At 37.7% G+C, this 19,201-nt stretch carries 14 protein-coding genes and 1 pseudogene; 6 read left to right on the plus strand and 9 right to left on the minus strand.

The window, feature by feature from the left end; translation table 11 throughout:
• A partial coding sequence (locus ABIQ28_RS01305) for a DeoR/GlpR family DNA-binding transcription regulator (protein WP_348034943.1) occupies positions 1-512 on the minus strand: 512 nt, incomplete at its 3' end.
• A gap of 193 nt (positions 513-705) precedes the next feature.
• On the opposite strand from ABIQ28_RS01305, the gene ABIQ28_RS01310 reads away from it, so the two are divergent.
• Both ABIQ28_RS01310 and ABIQ28_RS01315 read left to right on the plus strand, forming a co-directional pair.
• Positions 706-3,972, plus strand: coding sequence for a TonB-dependent receptor (locus ABIQ28_RS01310; protein WP_348034944.1), 3,267 nt, complete (start codon positions 706-708; stop codon positions 3,970-3,972).
• A gap of 24 nt (positions 3,973-3,996) precedes the next feature.
• Positions 3,997-5,730 (plus strand): RagB/SusD family nutrient uptake outer membrane protein, encoded by a 1,734-nt coding sequence (locus tag ABIQ28_RS01315; protein ID WP_348034945.1) that lies wholly within the window; start codon positions 3,997-3,999, stop codon positions 5,728-5,730.
• 137 nt (positions 5,731-5,867) lie between these two features.
• On the opposite strand, the gene ABIQ28_RS01320 is transcribed toward ABIQ28_RS01315, so the two are convergent.
• From ABIQ28_RS01320 to ABIQ28_RS01340, 5 genes are all read right to left on the minus strand, one after another.
• Positions 5,868-7,514 carry a M28 family peptidase gene (locus tag ABIQ28_RS01320; protein ID WP_348034946.1) on the minus strand — a complete coding sequence of 549 codons (1,647 nt, stop codon included), beginning with the start codon at positions 7,512-7,514 and terminating at the stop codon, positions 5,868-5,870.
• A 619-nt stretch (positions 7,515-8,133) separates the two neighbouring features.
• The gene (locus ABIQ28_RS01325; RefSeq protein WP_348034947.1) at positions 8,134-9,825 is read right to left on the minus strand and encodes a glycoside hydrolase family 3 N-terminal domain-containing protein; all 1,692 of its coding nucleotides are present in this window, start codon (positions 9,823-9,825) and stop codon (positions 8,134-8,136) included.
• Positions 9,826-10,068: 243 nt separating this feature from the next.
• Positions 10,069-10,887, minus strand: coding sequence for an N-acetylmuramic acid 6-phosphate etherase (gene murQ / locus ABIQ28_RS01330; protein ID WP_348034948.1), 819 nt, complete (start codon positions 10,885-10,887; stop codon positions 10,069-10,071).
• A 42-nt stretch (positions 10,888-10,929) separates the two neighbouring features.
• The gene (locus ABIQ28_RS01335) at positions 10,930-12,393 is read right to left on the minus strand and encodes a sodium:solute symporter (RefSeq protein ID WP_348034949.1); all 1,464 of its coding nucleotides are present in this window, start codon (positions 12,391-12,393) and stop codon (positions 10,930-10,932) included.
• A gap of 266 nt (positions 12,394-12,659) precedes the next feature.
• Entirely contained in the window at positions 12,660-13,769 is a 1,110-nt protein-coding gene (locus ABIQ28_RS01340; protein WP_348034950.1) for a heparan-alpha-glucosaminide N-acetyltransferase domain-containing protein, read from the minus strand.
• A 160-nt stretch (positions 13,770-13,929) separates the two neighbouring features.
• Between ABIQ28_RS01340 and ABIQ28_RS01345 the strand changes: the two genes are divergently transcribed.
• A complete protein-coding gene (locus ABIQ28_RS01345; protein ID WP_348034951.1) occupies positions 13,930-14,679 on the plus strand; it encodes a DeoR/GlpR family DNA-binding transcription regulator in 750 nt (249 codons plus the stop codon).
• 68 nt (positions 14,680-14,747) lie between these two features.
• Positions 14,748-15,689: pseudogene (locus tag ABIQ28_RS01350) on the plus strand (N-acetylmuramoyl-L-alanine amidase).
• A gap of 89 nt (positions 15,690-15,778) precedes the next feature.
• Here ABIQ28_RS01350 and ABIQ28_RS01355 read toward each other — a convergent pair.
• Complete coding sequence (locus tag ABIQ28_RS01355; protein ID WP_348034952.1) at positions 15,779-16,150, minus strand: transcriptional repressor; 372 nt, start codon at positions 16,148-16,150, stop codon at positions 15,779-15,781.
• A 169-nt stretch (positions 16,151-16,319) separates the two neighbouring features.
• Between ABIQ28_RS01355 and ABIQ28_RS01360 the strand changes: the two genes are divergently transcribed.
• On the plus strand, positions 16,320-16,706 hold the full coding sequence (locus tag ABIQ28_RS01360; RefSeq protein ID WP_348034953.1) for a MerC domain-containing protein: 387 nt from the start codon (positions 16,320-16,322) through the stop codon (positions 16,704-16,706).
• A 205-nt stretch (positions 16,707-16,911) separates the two neighbouring features.
• On the opposite strand, the gene ABIQ28_RS01365 is transcribed toward ABIQ28_RS01360, so the two are convergent.
• Positions 16,912-17,652 carry a DUF2490 domain-containing protein gene (locus ABIQ28_RS01365; protein ID WP_348034954.1) on the minus strand — a complete coding sequence of 247 codons (741 nt, stop codon included), beginning with the start codon at positions 17,650-17,652 and terminating at the stop codon, positions 16,912-16,914.
• A 3-nt stretch (positions 17,653-17,655) separates the two neighbouring features.
• Complete coding sequence (locus tag ABIQ28_RS01370) at positions 17,656-18,159, minus strand: hypothetical protein (RefSeq protein ID WP_348034955.1); 504 nt, start codon at positions 18,157-18,159, stop codon at positions 17,656-17,658.
• A 505-nt stretch (positions 18,160-18,664) separates the two neighbouring features.
• Here ABIQ28_RS01370 and ABIQ28_RS01375 point away from each other — a divergent pair.
• A partial coding sequence (locus tag ABIQ28_RS01375) for a hypothetical protein (RefSeq protein ID WP_348034956.1) occupies positions 18,665-19,201 on the plus strand: 537 nt, incomplete at its 3' end.

Consider the following 19,201-nt stretch of genomic DNA (forward strand, 5'->3'; position numbering starts at 1 on the left):
GCACCGATAAAACAGATATCGGCTTTAACCTTGGACAATACCTGAATGACATCAATACCGGTCGTTACCATGGCGTTTTTTTGCATGCGTCCCCCAATCAATATTAAATCGATATTGGGGTGTTGCGATAATTGCATGGCTATGGTTAAGCTGTAGGTATATATGGTGGCCTTTAGACTTTCAGGAATTAATTTTGCAAAAACCAGATTGGTCGTTCCGCCGCTCATGATAATAACCTGACCATCATGCAACAATGACAACGCCTTGGTCGCAATTATTTTCTTTTGCTCCTCGGCATTGATATGAATATTAAAAATATCAGCCGATTTCTCCGGAATTAATATGGCGCCTCCATAAACCTTCTTGAGCAACTTTTTACGGTCGAGCTCATTTAAATCCCTTCGTACGGTATCTTCCGATAAATCAAGATCTAAGGCCAAAGTAGTAGTGACTACTTTTTGCTCTTGAAGAAGCTTGTCCATGATATAATTTTGTCTTTCGGCTTTAAGCATGGTCTGATAATTTAAGATAAGCTACAAATATATCGAAATATTGAATCCAAAAACCAAATCCTGAGAAATAATGCAAGAGTTTGCGTTATTCGTATTGTTATTTTAAATAAAAAGTCTAAAAACGCATTTATACGCAATATTTAAATATATTTGGTTAATACATGTTAATTAACCAAATAAAGACTAAAGAAGTATGAAGAAATTTCTCCTTATTCCATTATTGTTTTTTATGATTCAGGCAACTTTTGGGCAGTCCAAAATCTTGACCGGAAGCGTAAAAAATAAAGCAGACGGCGCTCCCATCCCTGGAGTCAACGTACTGATTAAAGGTACTACTAAAGGTAGTACGACCGATTTTGACGGTAATTATAGCATTGCTGTAAGCTCGGGCGAAACTTTGAGTTTCAGTTATATTGGGTTTGAGACTCAAGACTTAAAATATGAAGGCCAACAAAATCTCGACATCGCTCTTGCTGAGAGCTCTTCCCTATTGGATGAGGTCGTTATTGTAGGGTTTTCTTCGCAAAAGAAGATCAATCTTACAGGTGCGGTAGCTAAAGTTGATGTGGATCGCGCTCTTGGAAGCAAACCGATTACCGATATCAGCAAAGGATTGCAAGGCACCACACCAGGTTTAAACGTTTCATTTAATTCTGGAAACATTGGTAAAACGTCAAATATTAATATTCGAGGTGCAGGAACTATCATCAATGGTACCGTTTCGGGCTCTCCATTAGTATTGGTGGACGGTATGCCATCAGACATGTCAATGATTAATCCTGAAGATGTGGCTTCCATTTCCGTTCTTAAAGATGCGGCATCAGCATCCATCTATGGAGCGCGAGCTGCTTTTGGTGTCATCTTAATAACCACTAAAGATGGTAAAGGCGGCAAAGGAAAAGTCAAATTCACCTATAGCACCAGTTATGGCTGGAGCAATCCTATTTCATTAGTGGAGTTTAATGACCCTACTGTTGAACTTCCAGCCATGATTGAGGCACAGGCGCGTGCAGGAAACGCCAATCCAGAATCTTTTGGAATGAACTACAAGACCTTGCTTCCAGGAATCATCAATTGGAAACAACAATATGCATCCTCAAGAAACAGCAATGATCGCAATATGATCTTAGGAGAAGATTTCGAGGTTATTGGAGGGAAACAATATTTTTATAGAATTTGGGATCCGCACGCAGAGATGCTAAAGAAGAATGCTGCACAAACCTTTCATAATTTAGCGGCACAAGGCTCTTTGGGAGAAAAAAGCTCGTTCATCGTTTCACTAGGCATTTCTAACCAAGACGGTGTTATGAAAATTAATACTGAAAAGAATGAAAGAATCAACCTGAACATGGGGATGAGTACCCAATTGACCGATTGGCTTTCAGCAGACTTCAAGGTTTTATCTTCTTTCCAAGAATACCAAGCGCCTTTTAACTACTATAACAGCGGATTAGATACTGCTGGAAATGGTTATTTTGGATACTACATGCGTTGGGGTTCTTATTTCCCTTACGGTACCTATAATGGCGTTGAGTTCCGCCATGCACCGGGCTATATGCATAATGCCTCCATGAATAAAAGAATTGAAAACAACAATCGCTTAAGTGCAAAATTAACGGCGCAGGTAACCAGCGATTTTAACATCATTGGTGAATATAGTGTCAATAACAATTTCATGAGCGACAAGCAAAATGGCGGCAAAGTGCCATTATGGGATTGGTGGACAGGTGCTGGAGATTTAGTTTCTGGAAAACCAACCATGATGGAAACGGGCAATGATTTTGTAGCCCAGGCTAAATCTTCGTATGTAAGAAACGTTGCTAACATTTACGGTAATTATTCTAAAACACTTAATGATATCCACAACTTTCAGGTTTTAGGAGGTTTAAATACCGAATGGCAATCCTTTGAAAGAACCTATGCCCGTAGAAATACACTTTTAGATAAAAACAAACCAGAATTCAACTTAGCGATTGGTGATCAGTTTACATCCCCATTAGTCTCCAATGAAACGCTTAATCCAGGTTTATCTCAATATGCGATCGCTGGGGTTTTTGCGCGTGTGAATTATGATTACAACGGGATCTATTTATTGGAGTTAAATGCACGTTATGACGGGTCTTCAAAATTTCCAACCAATGAGCAATGGGGATTCTTCCCTTCAGCTTCTGCGGGATATAGAATTTCAAATGAAAAATTCATGGAAAGCACTCGCGAGTGGTTAAATGATTTAAAAGTGCGCGCTTCCATTGGTTCCATCGGGAATCAAAACATTGCCAACAATGCCTTTTTACCGATCATGTCACGCTCTAATCCATGGTGGTTGGGTAGCGGTATGACCATTCCTCCTTCTGTAGGTTTACCAAACAACGTGGATCCATATTTGACTTGGGAAAAAGTAACCACCAAAGATATTGGTGTCGATCTTAGAGTTTTCAATATGTTAGGAATGACCTTTGACTACTATCAGCGTGATACCGAAGGCATGTTGTCTCCAGGAAAAACCCTTCCAGGTTCTTTTGGACAGACAGCGGCCAACACAAACTCAGGAAATTTAAGAACCAGAGGTTGGGAACTAGGTATTAATTTCAACAAAAACATCACTAATGATGTGAGTGTATATGCTGATCTTACCCTTTCTGATTATACCACGGAAGTTACCGAATGGAATAACTCGTCAAAATTATTAGGCTCATATTATACTGGCCAAAAAATTGGCGAAATTTGGGGATTAACTTCAGACAGATTGATACAAGCTTCTGATGTTGTGGATGCCTCTGGATTAGTTGTCAATGGCGTAGATTATAAGAATATACGTACAGGAGCTTTTAAATATGGTGCGGGAGATGTGATGTACAAAGATTTAGATGGCGACGGCATCATCTCAAGAGGAAAAGGAACCGCAGACGATTCAGGTGACTTGAGCGTTATTGGTAATACAACACCAAGATACCAATACGGGATGCGTTTTGGAGGTACTTTTTATGGATTTGATGTGGATGCGTTCTTCCAAGGTGTTGGAGAGCGTCAATACTGGGCTACTTCCGACTTGGTATTGCCATTTTACAACAGAACAGATGCTATGTACGAACACATGAATGATTACTGGACACCAGATAATACCGATGCGTATTATCCTAATCCATATCCTAATCATGCGGGTAACGCTTTTGGCGCCTATGCACCAGGATCGAATAACTTCGTGGCGCAATCGAGATATTTACTGAATATGTCTTACCTGAGATTAAAAAGCTTAACTGTGGGCTATACAATTCCACAAACCATTACTCAAAAAATGGGTATCGATAAAATTAGACCTTATATCTCTGGTTTGAATTTAGTGACTTTTAAAAGCAGTAAATTACCGGTAGATCCTGAAATTAACGAAGCTGAATCCGCTTGGGGTAGAACCTTCCCTTATGCGAAAACATGGTCTCTTGGGGTTCAAATTGCATTTTAAAAACTAATTTAAAAATTTAAAAAAATGAGAAAATTAATAATAAAATCTAAGTTAAAGTTAGCTGTACTTGCGCTCTCAATGGCAACGCTAACTTTTAACTGCTCGGATTATTTAGATACGCCTCCTCAAGATATCTTCACGGATGATAACTTTTGGACTTCTGAAAATAACGTCAGAACATTCTCTTGGTTAAACTATGATACGTTTTTAGGTTATGGAAATAATGCAGGCACAACAGCCGATTTCTATTTTCATAATTCATCTAATTTAGATGATAACTTAGCGATGAACGTCTTCACTAACTTTGCGACCACGGCCAACGCAACCAATGCCAATTGGAACAGCTATTACACCTTGATCCGTCGTAGTAACCTAATGTTAGAGCGCGTTCCAACGGTTCCAATGGATGATGCCAAGAAAAAACACTACTTGGGTGTTGCAAAATTCTTTAGAGCCTTCACCTACTTCCGTTTGGCACAAGAGTTTGGAGATGTTCCTTATACCGATATGTATTTAACCCAAGGCGATCCAAATGTTTACAAACCTGCTTTGAGCAGAGCTGAAGTCATTGATAATGTGATTAAGGATTTAGAAGAAGCCACAACCTTACTTTTAAATATTGACGACAAGAATACTACTGTAAATAAATACACAGCGTACGCTTTATTAAGTAGAGTGTGCCTATATGAAGGTACTAACCGTAAATATAACACGGGTCAAAATGGGAATGAATATCTTCAAAAAGCAAAAGCAGCAGCTTTGGCAGTGATGGATAATTCAGCTTATTCTTTAAAGCCCGATTGGCAATCGCTTTATAACTCTGTAGAATTGTTGGACAATCCTGAAGTGATTTTAGCGAAAAGATACATCCAAGGTACTTTAGCAAACTCCATCCAAGCCTACACCAATACATCAACCATTCAAAGCGGATTGACAAAATTTGCTGCAGAAAGTTATGTGACTAAAAATGGCTTACCAATTAAACAAGTAGGTGGAAACGCCGAATATTTAGGAGATGACAATATCGCCAATACCTTTGCCAACAGAGACCCTCGTTTTGGAAAGGCATTCGGTACCCAGGATTATGCTTATTCTGACAAACCTTGGAATGGATTGACATCCATCACAGGCTATGTTTTTAAATTGTATAATAACCCGGCATTGTCTGGACCTGAAGTGACCACTATTGGACAGAATCATATTGATGCGCCTATTTTCACCTTGAGTGAAGTATATTTGAACTATGCTGAAGCGGCGGCTGAATTAGGATCAATTTCTAATGCCGATTTAGATGCGTCACTCAACAAAGTTCGCGCACGTGCTGGCATTGCAACCTTAACAACCGATGGAACCAATGTATTGGCTAATGGTGTACAAATTGAAGACCCACAAAGAGTTTCTGCTTTAGAGCAAATAACTGGCATTGTAAGTCCTATCATTTGGGAAATCCGTCGTGAGCGCAGAATCGAGTTCATGAGCTGGACGTCTATGCGTAAAGCAGATATCTTACGTTGGAAAAAAGGTGATTATTTAGATACCACTAGTAATCCAGATGTTGTATTAGGTGCCAGAATTCCTGAATTGATAGGAACAGCCTCTAAAACAAAAGTAACTGCTGACGGCTACGTTATTCCTTATGCTTCTGGCGTGGTAAGACAATTTGTTTCGCCAAAAAATTACCTAACTGCTATCCCTACTAACGACATCAGCTTATACGAAGCTGAAGGCGTGGTATTAAAACAGAATCCAGGTTGGTAATCCGATATTAATTTCAATTCCCCTTTTTATATTTTTTAGTAAGCTAGCTCTGGGCCAAAAACCCGGAGCTAGTCATTTTAAAGCCATAGTTTTATTGACAAAGTATTCAAAAAACCTTTAGCAGAATCTTCTGATCATTACTGTTTTTCACGGATTCTTTTATACATCACACCATCATTCCATTTTGGGAAATCGGACGAATTGCCAAGATTTTGACCCACGCGATATATCAATTTAAGATCCGCCATAGTTCCCGATACATCCCAAGAAGCATCATAGTTATCCTGCGGTTTGTGGTAACGTAAACGGGTATATTCTTCCTTTTGCCGAATGCCCCATTCTTCACCGTGTTCAAAGGAATTCATACCATTAGCCACGTAAAGTGTGGGAACTCCAACTTTTGCAAAATTAAAGTGATCTGATCGATAATACCACCCATCACTAGGATCATCCACTGCCCTAACAATACGCCCTTCTTTTTCAGCTTCCTTTTCGAGATAAGCATCCACTTCAGATTGGCCTTTTCCAATGATGAAAATATCCTTCATCAATCCAAAGGGTTGTAATACATCAAAATTGATATCGACCACTGTTTTATTTAAGGGATAAATCGGATGTGTGGCATAGTATTCAGAGCCCAATAAACCGGCTTCTTCACCTGTAGGCGAAAAAAACAATAACGATCGCTCAAGCTTAGGGCTTTCCTTAAACTTTTCTGCCAAGGCCAGCAGCGCAGCCACTCCGGTTGCATTATCGGCAGCGCCATTGTAAATGCTGTCGCCATCTATTTTTTCCCCGACTCCAAAATGATCCCAATGTGCTGAAAAAATGAGGAATTCATCGGCACGTTCGTTTCCGGTTATTTTTGCCAATACATTTCGGGATACTGATTTTTTAATTTCATTTTTTAAGGTCAGATTAAGTGTGGCTCCAAGAGAAACTGGTTTAAAACCAGGTTGTTTCGCTTTTTCGAATAATTCTTTAGAATCCTTTATTCCTGCCAAATTAAAGAGTTTATCAGCGGCTGGCCCTGAGACCCAACCTTCTAAAGCACAAAAATTCATGTTGTCATTTTCGGTTTGCAAAAAGAGTTTAGATTTAGACCAACTCGACCGCACGACGCTCCAGTCGTAGGCCGCAGGTTTAGTATCGTGAATGATCAACACGCCTTCTGCTCCTTTTCGGGCTGCTTCCTCAAATTTATAAGTCCATCGGCCATAATAGGTAACATCCTTTCCTCTAAACAAATCGGAATTATAAAATCCAGGGTCGTTAATCATGACCACCACTATTTTACCCTTGACATCGATGCCTTCATAATCATTCCAATGGTATTCGGGAGCATCAATTCCAAAACCTACAAATACCATTTCGACACCCTCTATTTTTTGGTCTTCAACCACTCGGCGTGTTCCCCCGACGATATCTGTTAAATAATCCAGTTCAATTTTAGCCTTACCTTTCGTAATAATTACCTTATCGTCCTTAAAACTGTTTTTTATTTCTACCATGGGAACGTCCTGAAAAAAACTATTGCCGTTTCCAGGCTCCAATCCTAGAGATTCAAAAGCTCCTTTCAAATAATTCAAAGTCCTATCTTCTCCTTCTGTAAATGGTTTTCGTCCCATTAATTCATCCGAAGCCAACGTGCTTAGCGCTTTTCTATAGGTTGCTTCTTCTTTTGCTCCAAATTCATCCGAATTGTTTTTCTTTTTGGGTTCTGTCTGACAACTACTCCATAGAAAAACGAGAAGTAGCAACGAAAGGAATTTTAACTTTTGCATGAGATAGATCTTTTAGTTCATAAATTGAACAGCTAATTTAACAAATCCGCAGAAGGTTAAATAAAAAAAAAAATGGAATTAGTATGCGATGCATATCGATGATAGTCTTGTTTTTTAAATAATTTAGAAAAAAAACATGCTACGGCTATTAAAAAGCAGTCACCCCATTGCTGTGGATACGCAAAACACCTAGAATTTTTACGCGCCTCTCCCCCGTGTCTAGTCCGTGTCGAGTTCGTGTCCAATAAGAGTGTCCCGATCGTGCCCAAAATGCACTTCCCTCAGTAAGGTCTGCTTTTGTGGAACTTTGTGCCTACTTAGGGCAACTTTGCGTAAGAGTTTTTAGCATTTTAAAATCCATTAAAAAAGTTTCCCGCAGTTAGCGCAGATCTTCGCAAATTCTTGATGAGTTTAAACAACACCGATAACGTTGGTGGATATTATCGATGGACTTCATCAGTTATATTTTCTTTAAAGAAGCTAGCCTATATCAGGACCTATAGTCTGCTTCGTGAAATGACCAGTACCCCCTGAGAATGCAAAAGGCCACTAATTCACGAATTAGTGGCCAAAACATTTATAGCAAGGCGTTTTATATTAACCTTCTATTTATAATGAATTATTCCTGGATATTGATTCCCGTATGCACTGGATAAGCTTGGGATATTGAGGCTGGCAAAGTACCATCTGCTCCAACTTCACCAAATATTATTTTAGCCGAAATATCATTGGCAACTTCCGAATTTTCATAAGCAACAACGATACTTTTCACCGCTTCCAAATTCGTTTCCTTCAAACTATACTGACTTGCAAATACGGTAAGAATGGTTTTATTATTTTTTGAAATGGTTTCAATCAGCTTTTTATCGGCTTCTGAAATAGCATTCGTTAATCGACTATTTTGGCGGTGGTATCCGATAATAATGCGGTCGTATTTTTTAATTTCTTCTAGCAGCTTTTCATTTGAAAGATTAGAGATGTCAGAAATCCTAACTCTCGACTTTAATGCTTTTACAAAAGCATCTGCTGAACCATTGCCTAGTTTGATAAACGCGATATTTTCCTTTACATTTTTATCTAACGGCAATTGATCGTCCAAATTCTGAATAACGGTCACAGCACTTGCAATCGCCTCATTGTATAATTTAGCATTGATAGGTTCATTCAAATCCTCGAAAAGACCCTTTGTTTCAATAGGCTTAAAAGCATTCAAACCAGCATCAAACTTGGCTGCAAGGATTTTCTTTACGGAATGCGCTAAACGCGCTTCTGTAATCTCGTTTTGTTGGTAAGCTTCCATGATTTTTGAAATGGCCTTGGGTGCGTCTTCTGTAAAAAGAAGGACGTCATTCCCCGCCATAAAAGCGGCCAAATCGATATCGCCAGGTTGACCATAATCTGCGACACCTTTCATATTTAAGGCATCTGTAAAAATCAAGCCTCTAAAGCCTAACTTTTCTTTTAGCAATTCTGTAACTATAGGATAGGATAATGAAGATGGTAAACCTTCCTGGCTTTCCAAACTAGGCACGTTTAAATGGGCAACCATGACGCCGGCAATCCCCTTTCGAAAAAGTTTTTTATAAGGATAAAGTTCAACGGAATCAATACGCGATTCCGAAAAAGAAACCGTTGGCAGTGTTTTGTGCGAATCTGTACTCGTATCGCCATGTCCTGGAAAATGCTTGGCACAGGCCAACACTCCCGTGCTCTGCATGCCTTCTGTAAATGCTATTGCTTTTTCAGTGACGTTGAATTTATCTTCGCCAAAAGAGCGGACGCCAATCACAGGATTTATGGAGTTGGTGTTGATATCGACTACAGGCGCAAAATTGATATGAATTCCCATGCGATTGCAATCTTTCCCGATCTGCCTTCCGATTTGCTGAACGATAGCATTGTCCTTAATCGCACCAAGCGTCATATTATAAGGATATCTGGAGGTGCTGTCCAAACGCATGCTTAGACCCCATTCGCCATCAATCCCAATAAATAAAGGAACTTTTGAAATGGATTGGTAATGATTGGTCAGGTTTGCTTGGCGCACGGGTCCACCTTGAAAAAATATTAGGCCTCCAATATGGTTATCAGTGATAAGCTTTTGAATGGAATCGGTATGTGCACTGTTTCGGTTGGAATAGGTAGCAACCATAAATAATTGGCCAACTTTTTCCTCGAGTGTCATGTTATTATAGATGCTATCCGCCCATTTGGTTTGTGGGTCGATAGTGTCAGAATGTTTGGTGGGGATTTTAGCGCAAGAGGCCAATATAAGACTGGCAATAATGGCGGTAATAAAAATGTTTTTCATTATTAATTTAAATTTATTGTAATCCAATTAACATGGATTTAATTTTATAGTACGTCGTTTTGATAAGCTATGGTGGCCTTCTGAGTAATAATTTTCTTCATTTTTTTGTATTCTTAAAACTATTCTTTTGAACGTCTGTTTTTTTCTTATTCAACTTTTAGCTCGCTCACTTTCAGAGAATAACGATCTAAGTCTTTGTTCTTGATTCTATAAGCGAAGCGGTCTTAATTCTTTACTTCTACCTTATTGCTTTGAATTATAGGAATCAATAGCCTTTCGGATGCTTTTGTGTTCAGATAATAACTTTTCGGCCAATTCTTCCTCCACATTGAGTTCGTTCATGATCATTTGAACTGCTCTCGTAACGAGCTTTTTATTGGAAAGTTGCATGTCCACCATTTTATTACCTCTTACCCTTCCCAATTTGATCATGACGGTGGTGGAAATCATATTTAAGGCAAGTTTTTGTGCGGTGCCCGCTTTCATGCGGGTGCTTCCGGTAACAAACTCTGGTCCTACGACTAATTCCACAGGATAATCCACTTCCAAGGCTAATGGCGAATTTTTATTACAGGTAATACAGCCGGTAATAATCCCAAGTTTCCGGGCTTCCTTCACGCCGCCAATAACATAGGGCGTAGTGCCCGAAGCAGCGATCCCGATAAGGACATCATTTTTATTAATATGGTATTTCTGTAAGTCTTTCCAAGCCAGTTCCGTGTTGTCCTCGGCATTTTCCACAGCTTTCCTCAAGGCCACATCGCCACCTGCAATCAGACCAATGACCAAAGTATCTGGGACACCATAGGTTGGCGGACATTCTGAGGCATCCAAAATCCCCAAACGACCACTTGTTCCAGCACCGATATAAAACAGCCGTCCACCCTCTTTCATTTTGTCGTAGATGGCATCTACCAATTTCATAATCGATGGAATAGCTTCTTCAAGGATGAGGGGCACTGTTTTGTCTTCTTTGTTCATATTTGAGAGCAGCTCAAACGTGTCCATTTTTTCTAAATCATTATAAGCTGAGGCTTGTTCAGTGGTGAGTTTATTTTCCATAATACGACATATGTTATCTAGTTTTAGATGCTTTTACTTTAATTATACGATTTCCTTACTCCTCTTTCTTACTACCAACAAACATATGACAGTAAGCAAGGCATTGACAAATATATTCATGAAGCCGAAGTCAAAATCAAACCATTCAATAAAAGAGTAGTTTAAAAAGTAGGTCACTATCGGCATCAACACACATATATACGGAACAGCGCTGTCATAGACTTTTACTTTGGTAAAAATACCTAAAATATACAATCCCAATAGGGGTCCATAAGTATATCCAGCCACTTTGAATATGGTTGAAATGACATCGCCCTTACTATGTGAAAACAGCATAATGATTATAAAAATGAATGCTGAAAACCCAAACAGGGTGCGATTTTTTAACTGTAATCTTTTCTCTAAACTCTTATTTTGGATGTTTAAAAAATCATGGGTAAAGGAGGTTGTTAGCGCTGTTATCGCCGAATCTGCACTCGAAAATGAAGCTGCCGTGATTCCTAAGATAAAACTGACGCCGGCAATAACCCCAAAATGGTTTAAGGATAGCATAGGAAACAAATTATCGGTATTAATGAGTTTCCCGTTTTCCATACCCAATTGGACACCAAATTTTTCAGCATACATATACAACATGACCCCTAAGCCTAAAAACAAAAATTGGGCAACCGCCAAAAATATGCTAAACGTAAGGATGTTTTTTTGGGCTTCTTTCTTGTTTTTGCAGGTCAGTGTTTTTTGCATCATATTTTGATCGAGACCAACCATAGCCACTGCAATTAAGATCCCTGAAATAAATTGCTTAAAGAAGTTGTTTCCCGAATGCACATCCCAGTCAAAGATTTTAAAATACTCGTGACTGGTAACCGAGCTGACCGTTTCGGCAAAAGTCAAATTCAAGGAATTCTTGACCACATAAATGGTCACTAATACCGCCGACAATAAAAAGAAGGTCTGTAAGGTATCGGTCCACACAATGGTTTTTATCCCAGATTTATGGGTGTATAACCAAATGAGCGCCAGCATAAGAATGACCGTTACGAAAAAAGGAATTTGAAACGCATCAAAAACGGCATACTGCAAAATTTTTGCGGCCAGCATCAATCTTAACGCTGCTCCAAAGGATTGTGAAATCAAAAAGAACAGAGAACCAGTTTTGTAAGTTTTAATGCCAAATCGGGTTTCTAAATAGGTGTAAATAGATACGAGTCTTAAATCGTAATAAATTGGAACCAAAACATAGGTGATAAAAACATAGCCTACGATGTTGCCAAAAACGAACTGTAAATAGTAAAAATAGTTATTCCCCACCATTCCAGGGATGGACACGAACGTAACCCCAGAAAGCACGGCACCTATCATCCCAAAAGCAACAATTTGCCAAGGTGATTTTCGATCTCCTGTATAATAGGATTCGTCACTGGAGTTTTTTGAAACGAAGTGTGAAATCAGCAGTAAAACCCCAAAATATAGGGCTATGATGATTAGAATTAAGGTTGCGCTCATGGGTATTGTTGGTTATATTTTCTTAAATCCATAATTTCGGATTTAAGGGTTAGTTTGTTTTTTGGATGGGATTAAACGCTGAAGGTGGACACATCTAAAACACATGCACTCCTATGAAATTCACTTCCGGCGCCAATTCCGTTGGTTAATGAGGATAAAAGTAATAAAATATTACACAAACACGCACTTATTTTGCGAAATGCTGCACGTTTGTTGGAATTAACTCGAACAATGCGGGTTTAACCTTAAAAAACAGGTATAAGAAGCTATATTTTGATGAAGATTTTCTTTCTGTACAGGATATAGCATATGAACCAAAACACAATAATATGACTTATGGCAAACAGTAAAGAGCCATTCATGTTACCGAATGTAGGTGCAAACACTTTAGTGAATAAGTAATTATAAAAAGAAATCGGACTCGAACTTCCCTCGACCGGTATTTTGATCAGGTAGCTGATGGTCTTTGCATAGAGTCCTGAAAACACAAAAATAAATAACGGATTAGAGCCAAAATGAACAAATGGTTTTGACCAAGTGCTATACTTTTTATAGTCAATAATAAAAATTAAAAGCGTTAAAAATAGTGTTCCCAATCCTGCAGTATATAAAACGTAAGAACTGGTCCATAAAGGTTTGTTGAGTGGAAATACCAATGCCCAAACACCACCCAATGCCACCATGGCAACCCCATAAATCAATAACTTTTTCATTTTTAAGGCAATCGATTTCTCGATGTCAATTACCTGACCAATAAGGTAACCAATAATCACGGTACCAATGGCAGGAATAGAAGACAGCAAGCCTTCTGGATCAAAGGGAATTCCAAATCCCTTGTAAATATGGTTCTCTCCCAGAAGGAAGAAATCAAAACGTCTGACCACGTTCTCCTCCAAACTATAGGGATCTGAGGCTGCTCCAAAATACAAGAGCGCCCAATAGCCCAATAAAATAACGGCCAGAATGATTAATAATTTTTGTCTTTTTAAAGCTAGGCAAAGCAGGGCGCCAACGCCGTAAGCCAAAGCAATACGCTGTAAAACCCCCATGATCCGGACCTTTTCAAAATTAAAATAAGGATATAAATTCAGTAAGAGGCCTATTAAAAATATGATGAGGGTTCTCTTCATTATTTTGGAAGCGGCTACTTTTGATAAGCTGGTGCCGTATTTTTTAAACGAAAAATAAACCGACATGCCCACTATAAAAAGAAAAAAGGGAAATACTAAATCGGTAGGTGTGCAGCCGTGCCAAGCGGCATGTTTCAATGGTGGGTAAATAAAACTCCAACTTCCTGGAGTATTGACAAGGATCATCAATGCAATGGTCATGCCTCTTAAAACGTCCAGTGAAATTAATCTTTTAGAAGTATCCATAATATTATTATTATTTATCGCGATTTTCGAACAGTTATCGTCAAATATATAATATTTTAGCTCATTGTGCGGGATTGAGCAGTAAAACACGCAAAGTTTTGCTTATATTTAAAAAACATTCGCATAAAGATATTGGCTTAATTGGGAAAAGAAAATTGATATGAAAAAAAAAGAGCGTCAGAAAAAAATAGTTGATGAAGTAAGCATTAACCGAAAAGTCAGTTCAAGTTTTTTGTCTGAAAAATTAAAGGTTTCAGAAGACACCATAAGAAGAGATATAAAGGAATTGGATGAACAGGCTTTATTGACTAAAGTCCATGGCGGTGCCATTTCAACCATCCAAAAACTCTATCACTATAATGAAGATGTCATTTACAATCGAGAGAACAAAGTGCGCATCGCCCTAAAAGCCATCACCTTAATTGAAGACGGCATGGTCATCATCATGAGTGGCGGAACGACCAATTTAATGCTTGCCAAATTATTGCCTAATACGCTGAAAGCTACCATATACACCTACAGTTTGCCAATTGCGATGCAGTTAACCGAGCATCCCTTAATTGAAACCATATTTATTGGGGGCAAAATTCACCGAAGCTCGATGGTTACCACAGGCATTGATGTGATTCAATACTTATCAAATTTAAGGGTCGATATTGCTTTTATAGGCGTTAGTGCGCTGAGTATCAAACAAGGCATCACTGACGAGGGTTACGAAGTCTCACTCATTAAAAAGGCGATGATCAACGCCTCAGAACGCGTGGTGTATTTAGCAACCTTTAATAAACTGGACTCCATCCTCAATTATGATGTTTGTAGTTTTAATGAAATTGACACCGTGGTGACCGATTATGAACTTGACGATCCTATGCTTAAAAATTACAAGGACGCTGGCTTAAATTTGGTTTAGCCGTTTTCCATAACTCTAATTATAAGCGATACTAATTTTTGTTTGCTAAATTTTAAAATATCCCATCAATGAAAAAAATACATACACTAATTACCATAATTGCTGCAACCTGCCTAATCTTGTCATGTGCGAGTAACCCCTATGCGCCCACTAATAAAGTTTATAAAAAACAGACCAAAGTACTTTCTAAAGAATTAAAACATATCCCACCTCCTCATCCAGGCACGGCAAGTACTTTAAATTATGCTGAAAACTGGGTCGGCACTACTAATTTTAATTTGAGAAGACCCAATATTGTAGTTATTCACCATACGGCGCAAGATTCGGTGGGGCAAACCCTTAAAACCTTTACTTTAGAAAGAACTCAGGTCAGTGCGCATTATGTTATTGGAAAGAATGGCGAAATATACCATATGCTCAATGATCTCTACCGTGCTTGGCATGGCTGAAATAGCCAATGGGGCTCCAATACCGATTTAAACTCCTCCTCTATTGGCATAGAACTGGACAATAATGGTTTTGACGAATTTTCGCCACTTCAGATCCAGAGTTTAATGGATTTATTAAAAGACCTCAAGGAGAAATATAAAATTCCGACGGCCAACTTTATAGGCCATTCAGATATTGCGCCTACCAGAAAGAATGATCCCAACAGGACTTTTCCTTGGAAAGCATTAGCGAAGGAAGGCTACGGATTATGGTATGACGAAATTCCTGTGGTCGATGTTCCATTTTTAGAGGACAACACGCTGTTGGACATCGTAATTCCTCAGGAAATAAACATAGCAATTAACGACTCTAGTGTGGTTACCAAAACAGAAATCCCAGAATTAGCGCCCTTATTAGATGTAAGTCCAAGGGTTGCTCTTAAGATTATTGGTTATAATGTCAGCGATTTGCCGGCGGCTATCAAAGCGTTTAAACTTCATTTTATTCAAACGGAAGTCGATTCAACACTAACAGATTATGATTTAAGGGTGCTGAATAATCTTTACAAGAAGTATTTGTAAGTATAGCGGTCCAATTGAAATAAGCTATTTCTATTTGGTGGCCATTTTATGTTTTGAAGCGCTTCTGATGGTCAGGTTGTCAATGGGGTTTAACAGTCTTTACAAGTTCCGGTTAAAACACAATTTACATTTTCAACAAGGTATTCCTTAGGAATTGAAAAATTAACTTCTACTGGCAAGCATTCGATGGTATCACATTTAACACATTTAAAATGAAAGTGTTGTTCTGACAAGACGGCCTCATCATGTTTTTCCCATAAAGCAAAATACTGTTTGCCATCTTCAGCAACAACTCGATGCAAAATGCCATCGTCACAAAAACGATTTAAGACCCTGTAGATGGTGGCTCTATTGATATCAATATCGATTTGGTCCTCAATCGCATCCTGGCTCATGCCTTTACCTGCCTTAATTAAAACATCTAAAACGGCTTCTTTTGTGGGTGTATTTCTTCTTTTCATTGCCTAATGCGATTAGTTCGCAATAAATTATTGCGATTGTGTTGCAATATACGAAATATGGCTTATGTTTGCAACACAATCTAATGCGACCTACTTGCATTTGAATGTCTGTTTCACGAAATTCGGAACACGACAAGAGTGAAATTACTAGTAAAATTATAACAAACACATGAAAATTAAAAGCAACACTATAGATATCATAGCACTTTCAAGTTCACTTATTTGTGCCATACATTGTGCTGCAGTACCATTAATATTGTCATTTTCATCCTTGAGTAATTTGCATTTTTTCGGAAACCCTTATATTGAATGGTCGTTTATAAGTTTGGGTTTTGTGTTTTTGGTGACTTCTCTTTGGCCTAGCTATAAAAAAGTTCATCGTAGAGCAAAGCCTTTAGTATATGCTATTTTAGGATTTTTATTTTTTGCGTTAGGCCGACTTAACTTAACGGAGTTATGGGAAATTAGCAATACAGTTATAGGCGGCATTATGCTGGCCCTAGCCCATTATTTAAACTGGAAATCAGTGCAGTCTAAAGACCGTCAAAAGATATGATTTTTTTAAAAAAATGATGCAAAGCTTGGTTTCAAGCTGAAAATGTAACTTTTGAATTAATTAATCCCCTAAGACAAATATATAATTTTGGTAATTTTCTAATTTCAAAAGCTCCTGATTATAACGAGGAAGTTTTTTAACTTGGCATTCTGAAGATTTAAGAAATCAGCCAATCTTTGGAATTAACAATAGTTCAATCCAGTCTTTAGTCGGCCGATTTTTTGAAGAATTCAAAATTGGTAACCCACATAAGTTGTGCAATATAAAAATAACGTAAATCTTTTTGGTCATTTCTTACCGAAACTTGAAGCAGATAGCCCAATTCAAGTTTTCCCATTTTACCCATATTATAGCCAACACCCAAATAAGTCCAATTATCGCTATAAGTTGTATGTTTTGCGCCAGTCAAATTAAAATAAAACTCATTATAAGCATTTAAATAAAATTCCTTTTCATCTAATGTCTTTCCTTGCAAAGGCATATTATACCCGAGCTGATATCTTGTCCTGGTGGAAAAAGGATAGGTTTTGGTTGCTTTATTTTCTATAAATCGCTCCTCCAACCTAAGCCTTTGTGTCAGTCGGCCTTTGCCAAGTGGAAGAGACAATACCACTTGTTGCCAAAGTCGATGCTCGTTAAAAAAGTTACGATTAAATGGATTATTCCTCTGATAGGTATAACTGGCCGCAAAGTTCCAATTGGCATCCAAAACATAAATAACACTTGGCTGAATGTACAAATTCAAGTCTGTTGCAGGATATTCAACACCGGCTTCTTTGACGGAAAAGGGCTCAATGGTTGTCGCTATGAAGAAATTGTAATTAAATTTATCACTAATTCTTCCTGTTTGACTCCAGACTGGAAAAACACCTTCAAAACTGAGATTCTGTGCTTGAAACTGATTTGACATGAGCAAAAGAGCCCCTATAAATAATAACCTTTTCATCGGTTAAAATTGAGTATTGATGGGCTGAAATATTAACTCGTCATACTTTGTGAAATTTCCATTTCTATCAAAATAGACTTCATAGTAGTCCCCCGAATGCCGAACTTCAATTTTATAAACGCTACCTTCTGTATTGGGATTGACCTCTTGGGAATTAACAATTTTAAAGCGTGGATATTTGCCAGATAAATAGTTATTGATATTTACCTGAACACTGTCCGGTAAACCATCGAATTTCAAGTCAACTTCTTCTTTTAAAAAATCCCCTTGATCTGAAAAACTCAAGGTATATTTTCGGTTTTCGAACTCAAAATCAGCTTCAATGGTCTTCAAATCGCCGTTCTTTTCCTCATAAAATCGGGTCTTTAAATTTTGACCATAATTTTTATCCAGATAAGCTTTAATTTTTGGACCGATTTCTTTTTGACGGATGCCACTATCTCGATTTTGTCCTGATATTGTTAGAGTAAAGAAAATCAGCAGGCATAGAAGATTGAATTTTGCCATAAGTGAAAAATTTTATATGATTATAAAATAGACCCACTGTTTCATCCTTTAGGAAGTAGCGGCATATAGGAATATCTCTGTGATTGTGTACTAAAGTTAAGGAAATAAAGTCTTGATTTTAAGAAAGTCAATGGTTTATTTTGCGATTATATTTAAATTTATTCCGTGAAATAAAAAGTATGTTATCGCTTTTAAATTAGATATGAGAGGTTGCCTATAGCCTATAGTTTCTTCCTGTTGACAGTAAGGTAATTAATGGAAACAGAATAAAAGGTCCATCAACTTAAATAGTTGTTTCATTATCAATCTAATAATTTTCACCGACCGTAGAATATTAGGTAACTTTGAAGAATAATGTTAGAAAGACTAATTTATTAAAGGTTAGAAATCTTCAGGTTTAGAAGATGTCTATCTACAACATTGAAGCGTGCTTTTTAATACACTACTCAAGATATTTATAAAATTTTAGTTCTTTAAATTGAGTCTCATCCTAAATTTCCGAAATATGGATTACCAACAAGAATCAACTAATCACGATATATCGCTATCCATTCCGATTAAAATTAGTTTTACCGCCTTAAAAAACTACTTAAATAAAGAGTTTGTGGGTACAACCATCAGTAGACCTAATTCTAATGGAAAAACCGTCAATTACTTTAAGATCCTCGACATTGATATTGAACAAACCGATATCGAAAAGTATAATATAGAATTGATGGTTAAACTAGAAACGCTAACCACTTTTTACAATAAGCGAGAATTAGATATTTCAGTTCTAACATTTGTAAACCTGGATGTTGGGTCTCAAAAAATTTATATTGATACTTATAAAATTGATAGTAAAGGAAAAAGTTGGTTTGCTAATCAACTGTTGAAATCCCTAATCAATACCTTTATTTATCAAAAAATAATCAAAAATCTTAGTATTGAATTATTGCCAATAATAAAGAAAAACATGCTTCTATTAAATGAAAAGCTCGCTTCCAAAATTGAAGTAAAAAGTGGCATTTCGATTTTAGGATGCTTGGAAAATGTCACTATT

It is taken from the genome of Gelidibacter sp., assembly GCF_039916245.1.
Classification (GTDB): Bacteria; Bacteroidota; Bacteroidia; order Flavobacteriales; family Flavobacteriaceae; genus Gelidibacter.